Genomic DNA, 19,000 nt, shown 5'->3' with positions numbered 1-19,000 from the left:
CTGTCCTGTTCCTGTCCTGTCGGTCCGCTCGCGCGGAGAGGGGTGGTGCCGGGCGTGGGGTGCGATCGCAGGCCATCACGTACTGTCTGTCACGATGCACAAGACCCTGATCGTAACCAACGACTTCCCGCCGCGTCCCGGCGGAATCCAGGCGTTCCTGCACAACATGGCGTTGCGACTGGACCCCGACCGGCTCGTGGTCTACGCCTCCACCTGGAAGCGCGGCCGCGAAGGCGCGGAGGCCACCGCTCTGTTCGACGCGGAACAGCCTTTCACGGTTGTCCGGGACCGCACCACCATGCTGTTGCCCACACCACGCGTGACCGCCCGGGCCACCGCGCTGCTGCGCGAGCACGGCTGCGAGTCGGTCTGGTTCGGGGCCGCGGCCCCGCTCGGTCTGATGGCGCCCGCGCTGCGCCGGGCCGGTGCGCGGCGGCTGGTCGCCACCACCCACGGGCACGAGGCCGGCTGGGCCCAGCTGCCCGCCGCCCGGCAGCTGCTGCGCCGGATCGGCGAGGGCACGGACACGATCACCTACCTCGGCGAGTACACCCGCTCCCGCATCGCGTCCGCGCTGACCCCGGCCGCCGCCGCCCGCATGGTGCAGCTGCCGCCCGGCGTCGACGAGAAGACCTTCCACCCCGGCTCCGGCGGGGCCGAGGTCAGGGCCCGCCTCGGCCTCACCGACCGGCCCGTCGTGGTCTGCGTCTCCCGGCTCGTCCCGCGCAAGGGCCAGGACACCCTGATCCGCGCCCTGCCCCGGATCCTGCGGCGGGTGCCCGACGCCGTCCTGCTGATTGTCGGCGGCGGCCCGTACGAGAAGGAGCTGCGCCGGCTCGCCGCCGAGACGGGCGTCGCCGCCTCGGTCCGCTTCACAGGCGCCGTGCCCTGGTCGGAGCTGCCCGCCCACTACGGCGCCGGCGACGTCTTCGCCATGCCCTGCCGCACCCGCCGCGGCGGCCTCGACGTCGAGGGGCTCGGCATCGTCTACCTGGAGGCCTCCGCGACCGGACTGCCGGTCGTCGCCGGCGACTCCGGCGGCGCTCCCGACGCCGTCCTCGACGGCGAGACGGGCTGGGTCGTCCGCGGCGAGTCCGTCGAGGACACCGCGGACCGCGTCACCACCCTCCTGCTCGACCCCGAGCTCCGCGCCCGCATGGGCGAGCGGGGCCGCGCCTGGGTGGAGGAGAAGTGGCGCTGGGACCTGCTGGCGGAACGGCTGAGGGAACTGCTGTGACCCCCCTCGGGGGGAGCCTGCCGTGAGGCACGCGGAAGGGGCCCGGCGCGGGTGCGCCGGGCCCCTTCCGCGTGGACTCACTTCGTGTAGAGCGCCTCGATCTCGTCCGCGAAGTCCTTCGCCACCACGTTCCGCTTCAGCTTCAGCGACGGGGTGATGTGGCCCGCCTCCTCGGTGAACTGGGCGGCCAGGACGCGGAACTTGCGGACCGACTCCGCCTTGGAGACCGCGGCGTTGCCGTCGTCGACCGCCCGCTGGACCTCGGCGAGCAGGTCCGGGTCGTCGCGCAGGACGGCGGCGGTGACGCCGGCCGGCTTGCCGTGCTCGCCCGCCCAGCGGCCCAGGAACTCCTCGTCCAGGGTGACCAGGGCGCCGACGAACGGGCGGCCGTCGCCGACCACCATGCACTCCGCGACCAGCGCGTGGGCGCGGATCCGGTCCTCGATGACCGCGGGGGCGACGTTCTTGCCGCCCGCCGTCACCAGGATCTCCTTCTTGCGGCCGGTGATCGCGAGGTAGCCGTCCTCGTCGAGGGTGCCGATGTCACCGGTGTGGAACCAGCCGTCGGCCAGCGCCTCGGCGGTCGCGGCCTCGTTGTTCCAGTACTTCGTGAAGATGTGCTCGCCGTGCAGCAGCACCTCGCCGTCGTCCGCGATCCGCACCACCGAACCGGGCAGCGGCTGGCCGACGGTGCCGATCTTCGGGCGGTCCCACGGGTTGAAGGCGGTGGCCGCGCACGACTCCGTCAGGCCGTAGCCCTCCAGGACGGTGAAGCCGATGCCGCGGAAGAAGTGGCCCAGCCGCTCGCCGAGCGGCGCGCCGCCGGAGATCGCGTACTCGCCCCGGCCGCCGAGTACCGCCCGCAGCTTGGAGAAGACCAGCTTGTCGAAGAGCTTGTGCTTGAGCCGCAGGCCGAGCGAAGGACCCTGCGGGGTGGCGAGCGCGCGGCTGTAGGCGATGGCCGTGTGCGCGGCCTTGTCGAAGATCTTGCCCTTGCCGTCGGCCTGCGCCTTGGCCCGCGCCGAGTTGTAGACCTTCTCGAAGACGCGCGGGACGCCGAGGATCAGCGTCGGCCGGAAGGAGGCAAGCTCGTCCGTGAGGGTCTTGATGTCCGGGAGACAGCCCAGGCGGATCGGGGCCATCACCGAGGCCACCTCGATCAGCCGGCCGAAGACGTGCGCGGCGGGCAGGAAGAGCAGCACCGAGGACTCCCCGGTGCGGAAGAGCGGCTTCAGGCGCTCCACCACGTTCCCGCACTCGGCGAAGAAGGCCCGGTGGGTCAGCACGCAGCCCTTGGGGCGGCCGGTGGTGCCCGAGGTGTAGACGATGGTGGCCGGGTCGTCGGCGTTCGCCGCCGACATCCGGGCGTCCAGGGCCTCGTCCGAGACCTCCGCGCCGGAGGCGGTCAGGGCGGCGACCGCGCCGTCCTCGATCTGCCACAGTCCCGTCAGCGCCGGCAGCTCGCCGCGCACGGACTCCACCGACGCCTGGTGCGCGGCCGACTCCACGATCGCCACCGAGGCGCCCGAGTCGCCGAGGATCCACTGGATCTGCTCCGGCGAGCTGGTCTCGTACACCGGCACGGTCACCGCGCCGGCGCTCCAGATCGCGAAGTCCAGCAGCACCCACTCGTAGCGGGTGCGGGAGAGCAGCGCGACGCGGTCGCCCACCCCGACCCCGGCGGCGATCAGCCCCTTGGCGGCCCCGCGGACCTCGGCGAGGAACTCCTTGGCGGTCACGTCCGTCCACCCGCCGCCGACGGCCTTGCGGGCCATCACGGCGACGTCTGGGTGCTGGGAGGCGTTGCGGCGGATGAGATCCGTCAGGTTGCCGTCCGAGGGGACCTCGTACAGGGCCGGAAGGCTGAACTCGCGCAAGACTGCTGCTCCTCATCGGGCTCCGGTGCCACGGCTCTGTGTGGATGCACCAGTGCGGTCCATGATCGGGCAGGTGCTCGGTGGGGGCGAGCACGACTGTGGACTGCCCGGACGTTACCCACCAGTACGTGGTTCCCGATAGGGGGTTCCGGCCAGATGTTCTCTGCGTCACACCAGCGTGACGGCCCTCCCCGCACAGTAATCCACGGCTTTCAGGACTCCCAAGTAACCGCAGGTCCGACGCCCTAAGGTGGGATCCATGCGAGTCCACGTGGTCAGCGACGTGCACGGCAACACCGACGCCCTCGCCCGGGCGGGGGACGGTGCCGACGCCCTCATATGCCTCGGCGATCTGGTCCTCTTCCTCGACTACGCCGACCACAGCCGGGGCATCTTCCCCGACCTCTTCGGCACGGCCAACGCCGACCGGCTCGTCGAGCTGCGCACCGCCCGCCGCTTCGACGAGGCCCGCGACCTGGGCCGCAGCCTCTGGGCCGGGCTCGACGTCGACCGCGACACCGCCATCGAGGCCGCCGTCCGCCGCCAGTACGCCGAACTCTTCGCCGCCCTCCCCACCCCCACCTACGCCACCTACGGCAACGTCGACCTCCCCACCCTCTGGCCCGAGTACGCCCGCCCCGGCACCACCGTCCTCGACGGCCGGAGCGTCGAGATCGGCGGCCTCGTCTTCGGCTTCGTCGGCGGCGGCCTGCGCACCCCGATGCGCACCCCGTACGAGATCTCCGACGAGGAGTACGCCGCCAAGGTCGAGGCCCTCGGCGAGGTCGACGTCCTCTGCACCCACATCCCGCCGGAGGTCCCCGACCTCACCTACGACACCGTCGCCCGCCGCTTCGAACGCGGCAGCCGCGCCCTCCTCGACGCCATCCGCCGCACCCGGCCCCGCTACGCCCTCTTCGGCCACGTCCACCAGCCGCTCGCCCGCCGCATGCGGATCGGCGCCACCGAGTGCGTGAACGTCGGGCACTTCGCCGCCACCGGCCGCCCCTTCGCCCTGGAGTGGTGACGGGGCCGGCACGGGGGCGCGATAGCCTTCCCCCGGCACGTGTCCGTGCCCCTTGACTTCCGCCGGACCGCACAGTGGAGGAGCCACCGCGATGGCCGAACACACCAGCTCGAGCATCACCATCGAGGCGGCGCCGGCCGACGTCATGGGCGTGATCGCCGACTTCGACCGCTACCCCGACTGGACCGGCGAGGTCACCCAGGCCGAGGTCCTCTCCACCGACGAGGCCGGCCGCGCGGAGAAGGTCCGGCTCGTCCTCGACGCCGGCGCGATCAAGGACGACCACACCCTCGCGTACACCTGGACCGGCGCCCACGAGGTCAGCTGGACGCTCGTGAAGTCCCAGATGCTCCGCTCCCTCGACGGCTCCTACCGCCTCACCCCGCTCGCCGGCGACCGCACCGAGGTCACCTACCAGCTGACCGTCGACGTCAAGATCCCCATGCTCGGCATGATCAAGCGCAAGGCCGAGAAGGTCATCATCGACCGCGCCCTCGCCGGCCTGAAGAAGCGCGTCGAGTCCCAGGCCTGAACCCCACCGCCCCGCCCGGCCGTCCGGCCGGAGACCGGGCCCCGGCCGGGCCGCGATAGCGTCACCCGTATGCGGATCATCCTCGTCACCGGAACCGGCGGCGCCGGGCGGAGCACGGTCGCCGCCGCGACCGCGCTCGCCGAGGCCCACGCCGGCCGCCGCGTCCTGCTCGTCCCCGGTGACACGGACCCCGGCCCGGCCGTGGACGACACCCCCGCGACGCTCACCGTGCTGCGGACCGACCCCGCCGGCGACTTCCGGCGCGAGTTCCTCGCCCTCCAGGCCCGCTCCGGGACCGTCCTCGACCTCCTCGGCGCCGCGCCCTTCGAGGACGCCGAACTCACCGAACTGCCCGGCAGCCGCCAGTTCGCCCTGCTCCGGGCGCTGCGCGAGGCCGCCGCCGGCGACCACGACCTCGCCGTCGTCGACCTCCCGCCCGTGCGGGAGGCGCTGACCGTCCTCGCCCTCCCGGAACAGCTCCGCCGCTACCTCCGCCGACTGCTGCCGCCCGAGCGCCAGGCTGCCCGCGCGCTGCGCCCGATGCTCGCCCAGCTCGCCGGCGTCCCCATGCCCGCCCAGTGGCTGTACGAGACCACCGCCCGCTGGGAGCGGGAACTCGCCGCCGTCCAGGCCGTCGTCGAAGCCCCCGGTACCACCGTCCGGCTCGTCCTCGAACCGGGCCCGGCCGCCACCGCCGCCCTCCGCGAGGCCCGCCTCGGCCTCGCCCTGCACGGCCTCGCCCTCGACGCGGTGATCGCCAACCGGCTCCTGCCCGCCGCCTCCGAGGACCCCTGGCTCGCCGCCCTCACCGCCGAGCAGCACCGCCGGCTCGCGACCCTGCGCGCCGACGCCGGAGAGCTCCTGCACGAACTGCCGCACCTCGGCCGCGAGCCGCGCGGCCCCGAGGACCTCGCCCTGCTCGCCACCGCCCGCCCCGGCCCGCCGCCCGCCCCCGCGCCCGCCCCGACCGTCGAGGACCGGCGCGAGCGGGACGGCGTCCTCGTCTGGCACGTGCCGCTGCCCGGCGCCGCCAAGCAGGACCTCTCCCTCGTCCGCAGGGGCGACGAACTCCTCCTCGGCGCCGGACCCTTCCGCCGCACCCTGCCCCTCCCGCCCGTCCTGCGCCGCTGCACCGTCACCGGGGCGGGCCTCGTCGACGGCGACCTCGCGATCCGCTTCGCCCCCGACCCCGGACTGTGGCCCAAGCCCTCCTGACCGCCGCCCCCGGGCGTGTACCGTCGAAGGAAGGGAAGCGACGGAGGAGTACGCCATGAGCAGCGATCCGGACCCCTGGGCCGACGCGTGTGCCGAGGACCTGGAGGCGGAGAGGGCCCGCCGCCGCGCGCGGCACGGGGAGGAACCCGGCTCGCCCGCCGAGGAGTTCCGCAAGCTCTTCGAGGCCGTCGCCGAGAAGCTCACCGGAGGTCTCGGCGCCGCCGCCCCGCTCTTCGGAGGCCAGGCCGCGGGCGCCGCCGCCCAGGCGGCCGAGACCGTCAGGGGCCTCGTCGACCAGGCCAAGGCCGCCGTCGAGCCGGTCATCGAGCGCAATCCGCAGGTCTTCGACCACCTCGCCGCCGCCGGCAGCGAACTCCTCGCCGCCTACCGGTCGGCCGTCCAGGGCCACGAGACCCGTTGGACCCGCGGCCCCGGCCTCGACGAGGACGACCCCCGCCAGGCGGCCGACGCCCCCCGCGAGCCGAAGCCCGAGCCCGGGGCCGAGGACCGCGACGACCGCGGCGAGGGCCCGGCCACCGGCCGCCCCATCGACCTGGACTGATCGGTACGGCGCCTCCCCTCGGGTACGGTGGGCCCTAGCGGGGCTCGACCGAAAACTGAGGGACACATGGGACTCACCATCGGCGTCGACATCGGCGGCACGAAGATCGCGGCCGGCGTGGTCGACGAGGAGGGCAGCATCCTCGACACGCACACGGTGCCCACCCCGTCGACCTCCGAGGGCATCGTCGACGCCATCTGCGCCGCCGTGTCCGAGGCCGGCAAGGGCCACCGGATCGAGGCCGTCGGCATCGGCGCGGCCGGTTACGTCGACGACAAGCGGGCCACCGTCCTCTTCGCCCCGAACATCGACTGGCGCCACGAGCCGCTGAAGGACAAGGTCGAACAGCGCGTCGGCCTCCCCGTCGTCGTGGAGAACGACGCCAACGCGGCGGCCTGGGGCGAGTACCGCTTCGGCGCCGGCCAGGGCCACGAGGACGTCATCTGCATCACCCTCGGCACCGGCCTCGGCGGCGGCATCATCATCGGCAACAAGCTCCGCCGCGGACGCTTCGGCGTCGCCGCCGAGTTCGGCCACATCCGGGTCGTCCCGGACGGCCTGCTCTGCGGCTGCGGCAGCCAGGGCTGCTGGGAGCAGTACGCCTCCGGCCGTGCCCTCGTCCGCTACGCCCGGCAGCGCGCCGCCGCGACCCCCGAGAACGCGAAGGTCCTGCTCTCGCTCGGCGACGGCACCCCCGAGGGCATCCAGGGCAAGCACGTCAGCGAGGCCGCGCGCGCCGGCGACCTCGTCGCCGTCGACTCGTTCCGCGAGCTGGCCCGCTGGGCCGGCGCCGGTCTCGCCGACCTCGCCTCGCTCTTCGACCCGTCCGCGTTCATCGTCGGCGGGGGCGTCTCCGACGAGGGCGAGCTCGTGCTCGACCCGATCCGGAAGTCCTTCCGACGCTGGCTGATCGGCGGCAGCTACCGCCCGCACGCGCAGGTCCTCGCCGCGCAGCTCGGCAACAAGGCCGGTCTCGTGGGCGCCGCGGACCTGGCCCGCCAGGGCTGAACCGCCGCGTTCCCACGGGTCGATGCCCGTCGCGCCCCCCGGGGCGGGGCGGGCATCCGCCTTATGTTGGGGCCATGGCCCCCGACGCGACCGGCGCGCTGCCGGCCTCCCGTACCGAGCCGGACGGCTCCGCCGTGGTCCGGATCCTCAGCTACAACATCCGCTCGATGCGCGACGACGAGGACGCCCTCGCCCGGGTGATCCGGGCCTGCGCGCCCGACGTCGCCCTCGTCCAGGAGGCGCCGCGCTTCTTCCGCTGGCGCAAGCACGCGGCCCGGCTCGCCGCCAGGAGCGGACTGGTCGTGCTCTCCGGCGGCGCGACCGCCGCGGGACCGCTGCTGCTCTGCTCGCTGCGCGCCACCGTGGAACGCACCGAGGACGTGCTGCTGCCGCTCACCCCCGGCCTCCACCGGCGCGGCCTCGCCACCGCCGTCGTCCGCTTCGGGGCCGCCCGGCTCGGCCTCGTCAGCTGCCACCTGAGCCTGCGGAAGGACGAGCGGTACGCCCAGGCCGGTCTGGTCCTCGACCGGGTCGCCGCCCTGGACACCCCGTACACGATCGTCGCCGGCGACCTCAACGAACGCCCCGGCGGGCCGGCCCACACCCGGCTCACCGCGACCCTCCGGGACGGCTGGACGACGGCCCCGCGGGGCACCGAGCACACCCACCCCGCCGAGCGCCCGCACCAGCGCATCGACGCGATCCTGGCGACGCCCGCCGTGGAGTTCCTCGGCTGCGGCGTCCCCACCGGGATCCCCGCCACCGACCTGACCGCCGCCACCGATCACCTTCCGGTGCTGGCGGCGGTCAGGCTCCGGGCGCGGGCCTGACGACCGGCCCGGGCCGCGACCGGCGGGCGGAGTCCGCCGCGGCCGGCCGAGGCCCGGGAGGCGCTCCGGCGCCGAGTGGTGCGAGGGCGGCGTCGGGCGGCACAGCCCGCCTTCCGGTGCCGGCGGCGGTCAGGCTCCGGGCGCCGTCGGACCCGGCGGCCCGAGGCCCGGTGCGCGGGTCACACCACCGCGCCGCGGCCCGGGTCGTCGTAGCCGTCGTCGTCCTCGTCGTCGCCCTTCATGCGGGCCACCAGGGTCACGAAGCCGCCCAGGAAGCCGCCGACGGACAGGGTGGTGAGCCACCAGGTCATGTCCCAGCGGAAGAGGACCGCGAGGAGCATCAGGACCGGGCCGCCGACCACCGCGAGCCAGGCGAACTTGGTGGTGGTGTCGGCCTCGGGGAGCGGCGGGGGCTCCGGCGGCACGAAGTGGCCCTCGTCCGAGCTCCCGGGTCCCTCCTCGGGCTCGGGCGGGCTGTAGTCGCGCGGCCCGGCGCTCGGGCGCACCCCCGGCGCGAAGGTGATCGAGCTTCCGAGGGCCGGCTTGACGTCACCGGGGCCGTCCCCGGCGTCGCCCCCGTCGTCCTCCGGCTCCGCCGCGACCGGCTCCCGCCGGGTCTTGTCCGGCTTCGGCACGTCCGCGCCCGAGGCGGAGGCCGCCAGGGCCTCGCGGGCGTCGAGCTCCTCCGGCTCCGGGAGCCGCAGGTTCTCGATCGGCCGGTAGGGCCGGGTCCCCGGCGGATCCGCGGGCTCCTCGCCGTACCCCGCGACGATCGCGGCCCACGCCGCCTCCTCGTCGATGGGCTGCGGCTCCCGCTCGCCACCGTCCTGCTGGTCAGCCACCGCTCCTGCTTCCCTTCCCGCCCACGAGTCCCGGGGCGAGACGCTCGACGAACGCCAGACTCTCCTCGAAGATCCTCTCCGCGTCATGGTCCAACGTCGCGACGTGGTAACTCTGTTCCAGCAGGATCTCCGTCACGTCGGTGGAGGAGACCCGGCTGAGGATCCGGGCCGAGTCGGCCGGCGGGACCACGTGGTCCCGCGGGCTGTGCAGCAGCAGGAGCGGCTGCGTGACCTGCGGCAGCTCGCCGTCGACCAGCCGGAAGAATCGGCGCAGCGAGTACGCCGCGTGCAGCGGCACCCGGGTGTAGCCGATCTCGGTCACGCCCTCCTTCGCGATGTCGCTGGCGATGCCCTTCGTCGTGGGCACCAGGTGCCGCACCACGGGCAGGGCGTGCGCGGCGAGGCCGTGCACCTTGTTGCCCGGGTTGACGAGCACGAGGCCGCGGACCGCGTCGCCGTGGCGGGCGGCGAGCCGCAGGGTCAGCGCCCCGCCCATGGAGAGGCCGAAGACGAAGACGGTGGAGCAGCGGGCGGTCAGTTCGCGCAGCGCCCGGTCCACCTCCGCGTACCAGTCGTGCCAGGTGGTGAGCTGCATGTCCTGCCAGCGCGTGCCGTGCCCGGGCAGCAGCGGCACGGACACCGTCAGGCCGCGGTCCGCGAGGTACTCGGCCCACGGGCGCATCGACTGCGGGGAACCGGTGAATCCGTGACAGAGAAGGACGCCGACCTCTCCGCCGTCATGGCGGTACGGCTCGGCTCCGGGAAGGACCGGCACCGGGGTCTCCTGTTCGGTTTGCGGCTCCGGTGCGCCGGGGCGCCGGAACCGGTGCGGAGAATGGGGGAAGGGACCTTCACGGTACGCGACCGGACCGACACCGACCAGGGCCGCAGCGGGGGCGGCACGTCGGTACGGGATAAAGTCGTCACGACGGCACACGGAAGGCATGGCGAGTTGATCTACGGCGCAATGAAGTTCTCCATCGGAGGCTCCCTGAAGCTTGCCTTCCGGCCCTGGGTGGAGGGCCTGGAGAACATCCCCGCCGAGGGCCCCGCGATCCTCGCCAGCAACCACCTGTCCTTCTCGGACTCCTTCTTCCTCCCGGCGGTCCTGGACCGCAAGGTCACCTTCATCGCGAAGGCGGAGTACTTCACCACGCCGGGCCTGAAGGGCCGGCTGACCGCCGCCTTCTTCAAGGGCGTCGGCCAGCTCCCGGTGGACCGCTCGGGCGCCCGCGGCGCCGGCGAGGCCGCCATCAAGGCCGGCATCGAGGTCATCGAGGGCGGCGGCCTCTTCGGCATCTACCCCGAGGGCACCCGCTCGCCCGACGGCCGGCTCTACCGCGGCAAGCCCGGCGGCCTGGCCCGGGTGGCGCTGGCCACCGGCGCCCCGGTCATCCCGGTCGCCATGATCGACACCGAGAAGATCCAGCCGCCCGGCAAGGTCGTCCCGAAGCTGATGCGCCCCGGCATCAGGATCGGCGAGCCGCTGGACTTCTCCCGCTACCACGGCATGGACGGCGACCGCTTCATCCTGCGCTCGGTGACCGACGAGGTCATGTACGAGATCATGAAGCTCTCCGGGCAGGAGTACGTCGACATCTACGCGACCGCCGCCAAGCGGCAGATCGCGGAGGCCGAGAAGGCCGCCAAGGAGGCCGTGAAGGCGGAGATCGCCGCACGGGAAGAGTCCGGCGCCTGACCCTCCCGCGAGGGAGCGCCGGCGGGGGGTGGGGGAGATGGCCAAGCGCGAGCGTGTCGTGCGCATGTCGGTGGAGCAGCCGCTGTGGCGTGCGTTGACCGGCTACCGGGTCCTGACGATGGTCTACGCGGTGCTGATCTTCGCCACCGGCCGGGACCGCTACGAGCGGCCCTGGATCGCCGTCGGCTACCTCGCGGTGCTCTGCGTCTGGACCCTCGCCACCCTCCCCAAGGTGGCGAACGCGGCCAGCTGCACCAAGCGCTTCCTCGTCGCCGACCTCACCCTCGCCCTCACCGGCATCCTCCTCACCCCGCTCGCCGACGCCCACGCCCAGTCCGTGGACGGCCCCACGCTGCCGACGATATGGACGGCCGGCTCGGTCCTCGCCTACGCCATCAAGGGCGGCTGGCGCTGGGCGGGCCTCGCCTCCTCCCTCGTCGCCGTCGCCAACATCATCGAGCGGGGCCACCCCAGCCGGGACACCGTCCACAACGTCATCCTGGTCTGGGTGGCCTCCATCGCCATCGGATACGTCGTCGAGGTCGCCCGCGCCTCCGAGCGCACCCTCGCCCGCGCCCTGGAGATCGAGGCCGCCACCCGGGAGCGGGAGCGGCTCGCCCGCGACATCCACGACAGCGTCCTCCAGGTCCTCGCGATGGTGCAGCGCCGCGGCACCGCCCTCGGCGGGGAGGCCGCCGAGCTGGGCCGGATGGCCGGCGAGCAGGAGGTCGCCCTGCGGACCCTGGTCGCCGGCGGTCTCACCCGTGCCAGCCACGTCTCCGAGGACGAGTCCGAGGGAGCGGTCGTCCGGGTCGTCGAGGTCGACGACGAGCCCGCCGACGACACCCCGGTCGACCTGCGCGCCCTGCTCGCCCCGCGGGCCGGCGCCCGGGTCACCCTCTCCGACCCCGGGGTCCCCGTGCCGCTGCCCGCCGCGGCCGCCCGCGAACTGGCCGCCGCCGTCGGCGCCGCCCTGGACAATGTGCGGGTCCACGCGGGCGCGGACGCGCGCGCGTGGATCCTGGTCGAGGACTGGGACGACGAGGTCATCGTCACCGTCAGGGACGACGGCCCCGGCATCCCGGAGGGCCGGCTCGCCGAGGCGGAGGGCGAGGGCCGGATGGGCGTCGCGCTGTCCATCCGGGGGCGCCTGCGCGACCTGGGCGGCACGGCCGAGCTGGTCTCGGTCCCCGGCCAGGGCACCGAAGTCGAACTGAAGGTCCCGCGACCCGCGCGGGACGCACGGGGGAAGGCAGGAGAGAAGTGAACGAGGCGCAGAGCCCGGCGGAGCAGGACCGCACCATCAGGGTGATGGTCGTCGACGACCACCCCATGTGGCGGGACGCGGTCGCCCGCGACCTGGCCGAGGCGGGCTTCGACGTGGTCGCCACCGCCGGCGACGGCGAGCAGGCCGTCCGCCGCGCCCCGGCCGTCGCCCCCGACGTCCTCGTCCTCGACCTGAACCTGCCGGCCAAGCCGGGCGTCCAGGTCTGCAAGGAACTCGTCGGCTCGCTGCCCGGCCTGCGGGTCCTGGTCCTGTCGGCGAGCGGCGAGCACGCCGACGTCCTGGAGGCGGTGAAGTCCGGTGCCACCGGCTACCTGCTGAAGTCGGCGGGCGCCGAGGAGCTGATCGACGCGGTCCGTCGCACCGCCGTCGGCGACCCCGTCTTCACCCCGGGCCTCGCCGGCCTGGTCCTCGGCGAGTACCGCCGCCTCGCCTCCGAGCCCGCGCCCGCGGCGGGCGCCGGGGAGCCCGAGGCGCCGCGCCTCACCGACCGCGAGACCGAGGTCCTCCGGCTCGTCGCCAAGGGCCTCAGCTACAAGCAGATCGCCGAGCGGCTCGTCATCTCGCACCGCACCGTGCAGAACCACGTCCAGAACACCCTCGGCAAGCTCCAGCTGCACAACCGCGTCGAGCTGGTCCGGTACGCGATCGAGCGCGGCCTCGACGAGGGCTGACCCGCGGGGTGGCCGCGTGGCCGAGCGCGGCGCCGGACCCGGCCGTATATTCGGGCGCATATGCGGCCTTTCGGCGAGAGGACTGTCGTGGAGATCCTGGCATTCGGCGTGCAGGCGGACGAGAAGCCACTGATCGAGAAGGCGTTCGAGGGCCACCACGACGTCCGCTGCCTTGACGTCTTCCTCACCGAGGACACCGCCCCCATCGCGACCGGCTACGAGGTCATCTCCACCAGCGTCAACGCGATCCTCGACCACCGGGTCCTGCAGACCCTGGCGGCCGGCGGCACCCAGATGATCGCCCAGCGCTCCACCGGCTTCAACAACATCGACCTGGAGGTCGCCGAGCGCCTCGGCCTCACCGTCGCCCGGGTCTCGTACTACTCCCCCTACTCCGTCGCCGAGTTCGCCTGGACCCTCGCCATGGCCGTCAACCGGCGGATCGTCCGCGCCTCCAACCGCACCCGCGACTTCGACTTCCGGCTCGACGGGCTGATGGGCCGCGACCTGCGCGGCCGTACCGCCGGCGTCCTCGGCACCGGGAAGATCGGCGAGGCCTTCGCCCGGATCGCCCACGGCTTCGGCATGCGGCTGCTCGGCTGGGACGTCGCCGAGAACCCCGCCTGCGTCGCCCTCGGCATGGAGTACGTCGAGAAGGACCGGCTCCTCGCCGAGGCCGACCTCGTCAGCCTCCACGTGCCGCTGCTGCCGGCCACCCACCACCTCATCGACGCCGGCGCCCTCACGTCCATGAAGGACGACGCGATCCTGGTCAACTCCAGCCGGGGCGGCCTCGTCGACACCGAGGCCCTCGTCACCGAACTCCGCGCCGGCCGCTTCGCCGGCGTCGGCCTCGACGTCTACGAGGCCGAGGCCGGCCTCTTCTTCCTCGACAAGTCCCTCGCGGGCGTCGAGGACGACACCCTCGCCCGCCTCGTCACCTTCCCGAACGTGGTGGTGACGAGCCACCAGGCCTACTACACCGAGGACGCGGTCGGCCAGATCATCGACACCACCCTCCAGAACGTCCTCGACTACACCCGGGGCCGGCGCGGCGAGAACGTCCTGGTCCCGCGGGCCGCCTCCTAGACCAGCACCCCGGCGAGGAGCGAGGCCGTCACCGAGGCGCCCTCCAGCGACAGCACGGACTCCGGGTGGAACTGCACGCCCGCGAAACCGGGGCCGCGCAGCGCGTGCACCTCGTCCGTCTCCGCGTCCCGGCTCACCTCGATCCGGTGCAGCGCCAGCTCCGTCGCCTCCCGCTCGTCGCAGCGCGCCGTGAAGCTGTTGTAGAAGCCGACCGTCCGCTCCTGGCCGAACAGGTCGATCCGCACCTGCGCGCCCTGGAACGGGGTCCGCTTCCGCGCGATGTCCAGGCCCAGCTCCGCCGCGATCAGCTCGTGCCCCAGGCACACGCCGAGGAGGCCGTGCCGGTGGCCGCGCAGCAGCTCGGCGGTGAGCCCGCGCAGGAACCGCATCTTCGGGTCGGCCGCGTCCATCGGGTCGCCCGGGCCGGGGCCGAGGACCACCGGGCCCTCATGGGCGAGCGCCAGCTCCCGCAGCCCCGGCTCGTCGTACCGCAGCACCGACACCTCCAGGCCCGAGGAGCGCAGCAGGTGCGCCAGCATCGCGGTGAAGGTGTCCTCCGCGTCGACCACGAGCGCGTGCCCCGAGAGCTCCGCCGACCGGGTCTGCATGCGCAGCCAGAACGGCGCCAGGTCCGCCCGCCGGGCGTCCAGCGCGGCCCGCACCCGCGGATCGTCCGCCAGCCGCGGCCGGGCGGGGGAGCCGTCCGCCGGACGCCCCTCCCGCACCCCCAGCGCCGCCAGGACCGCCGCCGCCTTCGCGTGGGTCTCCGCGACCTCGCCCGCCGGGTCCGAGTGCCGCACCAGGGTCGCCCCCACCGGCACCCGCAGCCGCCCGTCGGCCGCGATGTCGGCGGTCCGGATCAGGATGGGCGAGTCCAGCGTCTGCGCCCCGCCGCCGTCCGTGCCGAGCAGCGCCAGCGCCCCCGCGTAGTAGCCGCGCCCGCCGGCCTCGTGACGCTCGATGACCCGGCAGGCGTTCTGCACCGGGGAGCCCGTCACGGTCGCCGCGAACATCGTCTCCCGCAGCACCTCCCGCACGTCGAGGGAGGACCGGCCGCGCAGCTCGTACTCGGTGTGCGCGAGGTGCGCCATCTCCTTCAGCCGGGGGCCGATCACCACCCCGCCCATGTCCCCGACCGTGCACATCATCTTCAGCTCCTCGTCGACCACCATGGAGAGCTCCTCGGTCTCCTTGCGGTCGGCGAGGAAGCCCAGCAGCCCCTCGGCGGTCGGCGCGACCCCGTCCGGGTAGCGGTACGTGCCGCTGATCGGGTTCATGACCACGGTCCCGCCCGCCATCCGGACGTGCACCTCCGGGCTGGCCCCGACGAGCGTCCGCTCCCCGGTGTGCACGACGAAGGTCCAGTACGCCCCCCGCTCGCCCACCAGCAGCCGCCGGAACAGCGCCAGCGCGTCGGCCCGCCCGAAGCCCGGGATCTCGCCGGTGTACGTCCGCCGGATGACGAAGTTCGCGCCCTCGCCGCCGCCGATCTCCTCCTCGATCACCCGCCGCACGGTCGCCGCGTACTCCTCGTCGGAGACGTCGAAGGCCCCGCCGGAGACCTCGACCCGGTGGGCCGGCAGCGCGTCGAGCACCGCGGCGAGCGGCAGCTCGTACGTCTCCTCGGCGACCAGCACCGACAGCGGCGTCCCGTCGTCCCGCACGTCGAAGCCGCGCTCCCGGATCTGCCGGAACGGCACCAGCGCGAGCGCGGGCCGCTCGCCCACCGGGAGGTCGGCCAGCCGCTCCGCCTCGTGCACGGCGCCGATCAGCACCTCGACGGTGTCGTGGTCACGGCCGGGGGTGCGGCGGCGCAGCAGGGCGAAGGGCGGGGCGGAGTCGTCGAGGAGGCGGGAGACGTCGAAGTCCATGGCAGTGGGTTCCTTCCGGTCGGAGTACGGAGAGCGGAGAGGAACGGCCTCGCGGATACGAGAAAGGCCGCCCCTCGGGCGGCCTTCGCGTGGTCTTCGGGTACGCGCAGTCAGTGGGCCGCCGGAGGGACGGTCCACCACCAGTTCTGGGTCGAAGGCGCGTACATGCGAGCACTGTAACCCAGCCGGACGCGGGGACGGGGCCCGTTCCACACCGTGGAAGGCGTGGAACGGGCCCCGTCCGTCGGGCGCGACCGGATCAGACGATCAGGTTGAAGCCCTGCCAGCCACCGCCGACCTGCGCCTTGGGGGCGTAGGGGTTGGGGTAGCCGCCGGTGTTCTTGTAGAACCACAGCACGCCGGAGGCGTCGCGGGCGATCAGGTCCGGCTTGCCGTCCTTGTTCAGGTCACCCGGGCCGACCATCACGTTGTAGGCCTGCCAGCCGCCGCCGACCTGCGCCTTCGTGGCGTAGGGGTTGGGGTGGCCGCCGGTGTTCTTGTAGAACCACAGCACGCCGGTCTTGTCGCGGGCGATCAGGTCCGGTCGGCCGTCACCGTTCATGTCGCCGGTGCTGATCAGCTCGTTGTAGACCTGCCAGCCGCCGCCGACCTTGACGCGGGTCGCGAACGGGTTCGGGGAGGCGCCGGTGTTCTGGTACAGCCACAGGACGCCGGTCCTGTCGCGGGCGATCAGGTCCGGCCGGCCGTCGGCGTTCATGTCCCGCGCACCGAGGATCTTGTCGTAGACCTGCCACCCGGCGCCGACCCGGAGCCGGGTCTTGAACGGAGTGTTCGGGTTCCCGGAGCCCTTGTAGTACCAGAGCACGCCGTCCTTGTCCCGGGCGACCGCGTCACCGGTACCGTCGGCCCGCAGCTCCGTCATCGCGGTGAGGGCGTTGTAGGCCTGCCATCCGGCACCGACCCGGTACTTGGTCAGGAACGGCGCGGCCGGGTTGCCGGACCCCTGGTACTGCCAGAGCACACCGGCGGCGTCGCGGGCGATGATGTTGTTGCGGTTCGTGGCGTCCACCGCCGGGGCCGCGGGGGACTCGACGACGTCCGAGGCCTTCACCCACGCCATGCGGTGGTTGTAGCGGATCGGGATGTACGTGTCGGTGCCGACGACGTTCGTCTGTGCGGAGCCGAAGTAGTCGTCGCCCTTCACCGCCGGGCCGGCCTTGACGTACGCGGCGCCCGTGCCGAAGGAGTACTTCGACAGGTAGTTGGGGTTGTCCGTCGGGGCGGTGACACCGTTGGTGCCGGGGTAGGCGGAGCTCTCCGGGTAGGCCCGCCCGTAGATCAGCGGGGTCTTGCCGGGGGCGGGCTTGAGGACCCGCTGCGCGCTGTCCTTGACGACGGACGTGTACTGGCCGCCCGGGTTGTGGAACCAGGCCTTCTGACCGCGGTACCAGATGGCGGTCCAGTTGATCCGGGCCTCGGCGACGACGTAGGTGCCGCCGGCCGGGACCTTGTTCGCCCAGTTGGAACCGTACTGCCAGCCGTCCGAGAAGTACGGATCGGTCAGCGCCTTGGTCTGGTCGGCCACGGGCTCCGAGTACAGGTAGCCGAAGTTCACCGGAAGCGGGGCGGTCGTCTTGGTGACCACCGTCTCGTCGGGGAGCTGCTCCCTGTACTTCATCGCCTGCTGGTTCGCGGAGGTGAACGGCGGGACGACGCGGACCAGCTGGCCGGGCTGGAGCAGACCGCCGGCGCCGCCGGCACCGGTCGGCGCGCCGAGGAGGGACATGTAGTGGTTCCAGTCCCAGAACGGACCGGCGTCCCAGTGCATCCCCGCGACCTTGGCGTTGACGTGGCCCGCGACCTCGTCGTGACCGATGATGTGCTCGCGGTCCAGCGGGATCCCGTACTGGTTCGCGAGGTACTTCACCAGCTTGGCGGAGGACTCGTACTGGGGCTCGGTGTACCAGTAGCCCTCCCTGATGGCGAAGCCCTCGTGCTCGACGCCGATGTCGTGCATGTTGTCGGACCAGTTGCCCGCGTGCCACGCGATGTTCTTGTTCTCGACCATCTGGGTCACCAGACCGTCGCTCGCGCGGATCAGGTAGTGGGCGCTGCCCTTGGCGGTCGGCTTCTGGAACTCCGCGATGGTGCCCTCGTAGCTGCCCTCGGTGTCGTGGATGACGATCCGGCGGATGTCCAGCTGCGTGCCCTTGGCGCGATCGGCGAGGGTGTAGTTCCGCTGCCCGGTGCTCGGGACCTCGGCGGGGCGGAAGTCGCAGACGAGGCCGGTGGGCGGACATTCGGGGGTCGGGAGCGCCGTGGTGCTCGCGAAGTCGGTGGCCAGCGGCACGTTCGACGGCTTGACCGGCTCGACCGCCGGGTCCGCCGAGAGGGCGACCGACTCGCCGTCCGCGGTGAGCGCGCGCTCACCCGTCCGGATCGACTCGAAGACGCGCTTCGCGAAGAGGTCGGCGCTCTTCCGGTTCGGCGACTGGCTGTAGCGCGCCACGGCCGGGTACCAGGCACCCGGGTCGTCGGAGAGCTCCGCGCCCGCCTGCTTCTGGTACTCGGCGAGCAGTGCGGCACCGGCGCGGATGGAGGCGGCGGTGTCGTTCTGGACGGCCTCGGTGGAGCTGCCGATCAGCCCGGCGGCCTTGTCCAGGGTGTGCAGCCGAGGGTCGTCGGTGTCGACGGTCTCCGGCGGCGACGCCAGCGCCTTGGCCTCGTCGAAGGTCTTCTCGATCTCGGCCTTGCCGCTCGCGTTCAGGTGCGCGAGGCGCTCCTCGTCGGAGGGCAGCTCGATGTCCTCGGCGTCGACGTCCGTCAGGCCCATCACGTTGTACGCGCCGGTCGTGCTCGGCAGCCCGTCGTGGGACTCCCACCGGGTCTGGCGGTACGACACCGCCATCAGCACGCTCTGCGGGACGTCGAACTCGGCCGCCGCCGCCGCGAACTGTTCCTGGAGGGTGGCCGTGCCGCCGGGCTTCGCGTCGCCGGTCGAGCCGAGGAGGCTCGGCGAGGCGACCGCGAGGGTGCCGATCGTGGCCGTGGCGACGACCGCGGCCGCCGCTCCGTACAAGAGTCGTTTCTTCTTGCGGTCCCTGCGGTGCCTCTGGGTCACGCCCACCCCTGGTGTGTCAGCTGTTTACTTGGCGAGCAGGTTTGCTCGTTTGCCAAACGCGGGTGAGGGTAACACCACCCGATGGCGTGAAGATCGCGTCCAGACAAAGGGGGCTCGTGTCTCAGCCACTGGGCAGGGGACAGGACAGGACGAAGAACCCCGTACTGTGG

The 19,000-nt window shown here is 73.2% G+C and carries 17 protein-coding genes; 11 read left to right on the top strand and 6 right to left on the bottom strand.

From position 1 onward, the window contains the following. The first annotated feature begins 94 nt into the window (after positions 1–94). Positions 95–1,237, top strand: coding sequence for a glycosyltransferase (locus tag ACFZCF_RS01565; protein ID WP_391283876.1), 1,143 nt, complete (start codon positions 95–97; stop codon positions 1,235–1,237). A gap of 77 nt (positions 1,238–1,314) precedes the next feature. On the opposite strand, the gene ACFZCF_RS01560 is transcribed toward ACFZCF_RS01565, so the two are convergent. Further along, entirely contained in the window at positions 1,315–3,114 is a 1,800-nt protein-coding gene (locus ACFZCF_RS01560; protein ID WP_388439811.1) for an AMP-dependent synthetase/ligase, read from the bottom strand. Between the two features lie 259 nt (positions 3,115–3,373). On the opposite strand from ACFZCF_RS01560, the gene ACFZCF_RS01555 reads away from it, so the two are divergent. The 6 genes from ACFZCF_RS01555 (at position 3,374) to ACFZCF_RS01530 (ending at position 8,288) form a co-directional block, all read left to right on the top strand. Further along, positions 3,374–4,141, top strand: coding sequence for a metallophosphoesterase (locus tag ACFZCF_RS01555; protein ID WP_391283873.1), 768 nt, complete (start codon positions 3,374–3,376; stop codon positions 4,139–4,141). 91 nt (positions 4,142–4,232) lie between these two features. After that, entirely contained in the window at positions 4,233–4,673 is a 441-nt protein-coding gene (locus ACFZCF_RS01550) for an SRPBCC family protein (protein ID WP_388439806.1), read from the top strand. Between the two features lie 69 nt (positions 4,674–4,742). After that, positions 4,743–5,888: an ArsA-related P-loop ATPase gene (locus tag ACFZCF_RS01545; RefSeq protein WP_391283871.1), complete on the top strand. Its 1,146-nt coding sequence runs from the start codon at positions 4,743–4,745 to the stop codon at positions 5,886–5,888. Positions 5,889–5,943: 55 nt separating this feature from the next. Beyond that, positions 5,944–6,450 (top strand): DUF5304 domain-containing protein, encoded by a 507-nt coding sequence (locus ACFZCF_RS01540; RefSeq protein ID WP_388439801.1) that lies wholly within the window; start codon positions 5,944–5,946, stop codon positions 6,448–6,450. Positions 6,451–6,516: 66 nt separating this feature from the next. Beyond that, positions 6,517–7,458, top strand: a complete 942-nt coding sequence (locus ACFZCF_RS01535) for an ROK family glucokinase (RefSeq protein WP_388439799.1) — start codon at positions 6,517–6,519, stop codon at positions 7,456–7,458. A gap of 74 nt (positions 7,459–7,532) precedes the next feature. Next, positions 7,533–8,288 (top strand): endonuclease/exonuclease/phosphatase family protein, encoded by a 756-nt coding sequence (locus tag ACFZCF_RS01530; RefSeq protein ID WP_388439797.1) that lies wholly within the window; start codon positions 7,533–7,535, stop codon positions 8,286–8,288. Positions 8,289–8,467: 179 nt separating this feature from the next. Here the strand turns inward: ACFZCF_RS01530 and ACFZCF_RS01525 are convergent, their stop codons facing one another. After that, positions 8,468–9,130 carry a hypothetical protein gene (locus ACFZCF_RS01525; protein WP_388439795.1) on the bottom strand — a complete coding sequence of 221 codons (663 nt, stop codon included), beginning with the start codon at positions 9,128–9,130 and terminating at the stop codon, positions 8,468–8,470. Continuing rightward, entirely contained in the window at positions 9,123–9,905 is a 783-nt protein-coding gene (locus tag ACFZCF_RS01520) for an alpha/beta fold hydrolase (protein ID WP_391283867.1), read from the bottom strand. The genes ACFZCF_RS01525 and ACFZCF_RS01520 overlap by 8 nt, the downstream gene beginning before the upstream one ends. A 192-nt stretch (positions 9,906–10,097) precedes the next feature. On the opposite strand from ACFZCF_RS01520, the gene ACFZCF_RS01515 reads away from it, so the two are divergent. The 4 genes from ACFZCF_RS01515 (at position 10,098) to ACFZCF_RS01500 (ending at position 13,877) form a co-directional block, all read left to right on the top strand. After that, entirely contained in the window at positions 10,098–10,829 is a 732-nt protein-coding gene (locus ACFZCF_RS01515; protein ID WP_388441733.1) for a lysophospholipid acyltransferase family protein, read from the top strand. A gap of 37 nt (positions 10,830–10,866) precedes the next feature. After that, on the top strand, positions 10,867–12,096 hold the full coding sequence (gene macS / locus ACFZCF_RS01510) for a MacS family sensor histidine kinase (protein WP_391283864.1): 1,230 nt from the start codon (positions 10,867–10,869) through the stop codon (positions 12,094–12,096). Between the two features lie 44 nt (positions 12,097–12,140). Further along, positions 12,141–12,788 (top strand): response regulator transcription factor, encoded by a 648-nt coding sequence (locus tag ACFZCF_RS01505; RefSeq protein ID WP_360600811.1) that lies wholly within the window; start codon positions 12,141–12,143, stop codon positions 12,786–12,788. Between the two features lie 87 nt (positions 12,789–12,875). Then, positions 12,876–13,877, top strand: coding sequence for an NAD(P)-dependent oxidoreductase (locus tag ACFZCF_RS01500; RefSeq protein WP_391283862.1), 1,002 nt, complete (start codon positions 12,876–12,878; stop codon positions 13,875–13,877). On the opposite strand, the gene ACFZCF_RS01495 is transcribed toward ACFZCF_RS01500, so the two are convergent. The 3 genes from ACFZCF_RS01495 to ACFZCF_RS01485 form a co-directional block, all read right to left on the bottom strand. Continuing rightward, on the bottom strand, positions 13,874–15,748 hold the full coding sequence (locus ACFZCF_RS01495; RefSeq protein ID WP_391283860.1) for a chorismate-binding protein: 1,875 nt from the start codon (positions 15,746–15,748) through the stop codon (positions 13,874–13,876). The genes ACFZCF_RS01500 and ACFZCF_RS01495 overlap by 4 nt on opposite strands. A 110-nt stretch (positions 15,749–15,858) precedes the next feature. Beyond that, positions 15,859–15,915: a trp operon leader peptide gene (locus ACFZCF_RS01490; RefSeq protein ID WP_189850365.1), complete on the bottom strand. Its 57-nt coding sequence runs from the start codon at positions 15,913–15,915 to the stop codon at positions 15,859–15,861. Positions 15,916–16,007: 92 nt separating this feature from the next. Continuing rightward, the gene (locus ACFZCF_RS01485; protein ID WP_388439782.1) at positions 16,008–18,830 is read right to left on the bottom strand and encodes an N-acetylmuramoyl-L-alanine amidase; all 2,823 of its coding nucleotides are present in this window, start codon (positions 18,828–18,830) and stop codon (positions 16,008–16,010) included. Positions 18,831–19,000: the final 170 nt, after the last annotated feature.

The organism is Streptomyces sp. NPDC007945, assembly GCF_042958885.1.
Taxonomy (GTDB): Bacteria; Actinomycetota; Actinomycetes; order Streptomycetales; family Streptomycetaceae; genus Streptomyces.
Note: the sequence above shows the minus strand (reverse complement) of the source record. Positions and strands in the feature narration are given on the sequence as shown.

Coding starts and splice junctions, on each gene's coding strand:
- ACFZCF_RS01530 (WP_388439797.1), top strand. CDS start 7,533: ATGGCCCCCGACGCGACCGGCGCGCTGCCGGCCTCCCGTACCGAGCCG.
- macS (WP_391283864.1), top strand. CDS start 10,867: ATGGCCAAGCGCGAGCGTGTCGTGCGCATGTCGGTGGAGCAGCCGCTG.
- ACFZCF_RS01495 (WP_391283860.1), bottom strand. CDS start 15,748: ATGGACTTCGACGTCTCCCGCCTCCTCGACGACTCCGCCCCGCCCTTC.
- ACFZCF_RS01545 (WP_391283871.1), top strand. CDS start 4,743: ATGCGGATCATCCTCGTCACCGGAACCGGCGGCGCCGGGCGGAGCACG.
- ACFZCF_RS01540 (WP_388439801.1), top strand. CDS start 5,944: ATGAGCAGCGATCCGGACCCCTGGGCCGACGCGTGTGCCGAGGACCTG.
- ACFZCF_RS01555 (WP_391283873.1), top strand. CDS start 3,374: ATGCGAGTCCACGTGGTCAGCGACGTGCACGGCAACACCGACGCCCTC.
- ACFZCF_RS01515 (WP_388441733.1), top strand. CDS start 10,098: ATGAAGTTCTCCATCGGAGGCTCCCTGAAGCTTGCCTTCCGGCCCTGG.
- ACFZCF_RS01550 (WP_388439806.1), top strand. CDS start 4,233: ATGGCCGAACACACCAGCTCGAGCATCACCATCGAGGCGGCGCCGGCC.
- ACFZCF_RS01505 (WP_360600811.1), top strand. CDS start 12,141: ATGGTCGTCGACGACCACCCCATGTGGCGGGACGCGGTCGCCCGCGAC.
- ACFZCF_RS01535 (WP_388439799.1), top strand. CDS start 6,517: ATGGGACTCACCATCGGCGTCGACATCGGCGGCACGAAGATCGCGGCC.
- ACFZCF_RS01565 (WP_391283876.1), top strand. CDS start 95: ATGCACAAGACCCTGATCGTAACCAACGACTTCCCGCCGCGTCCCGGC.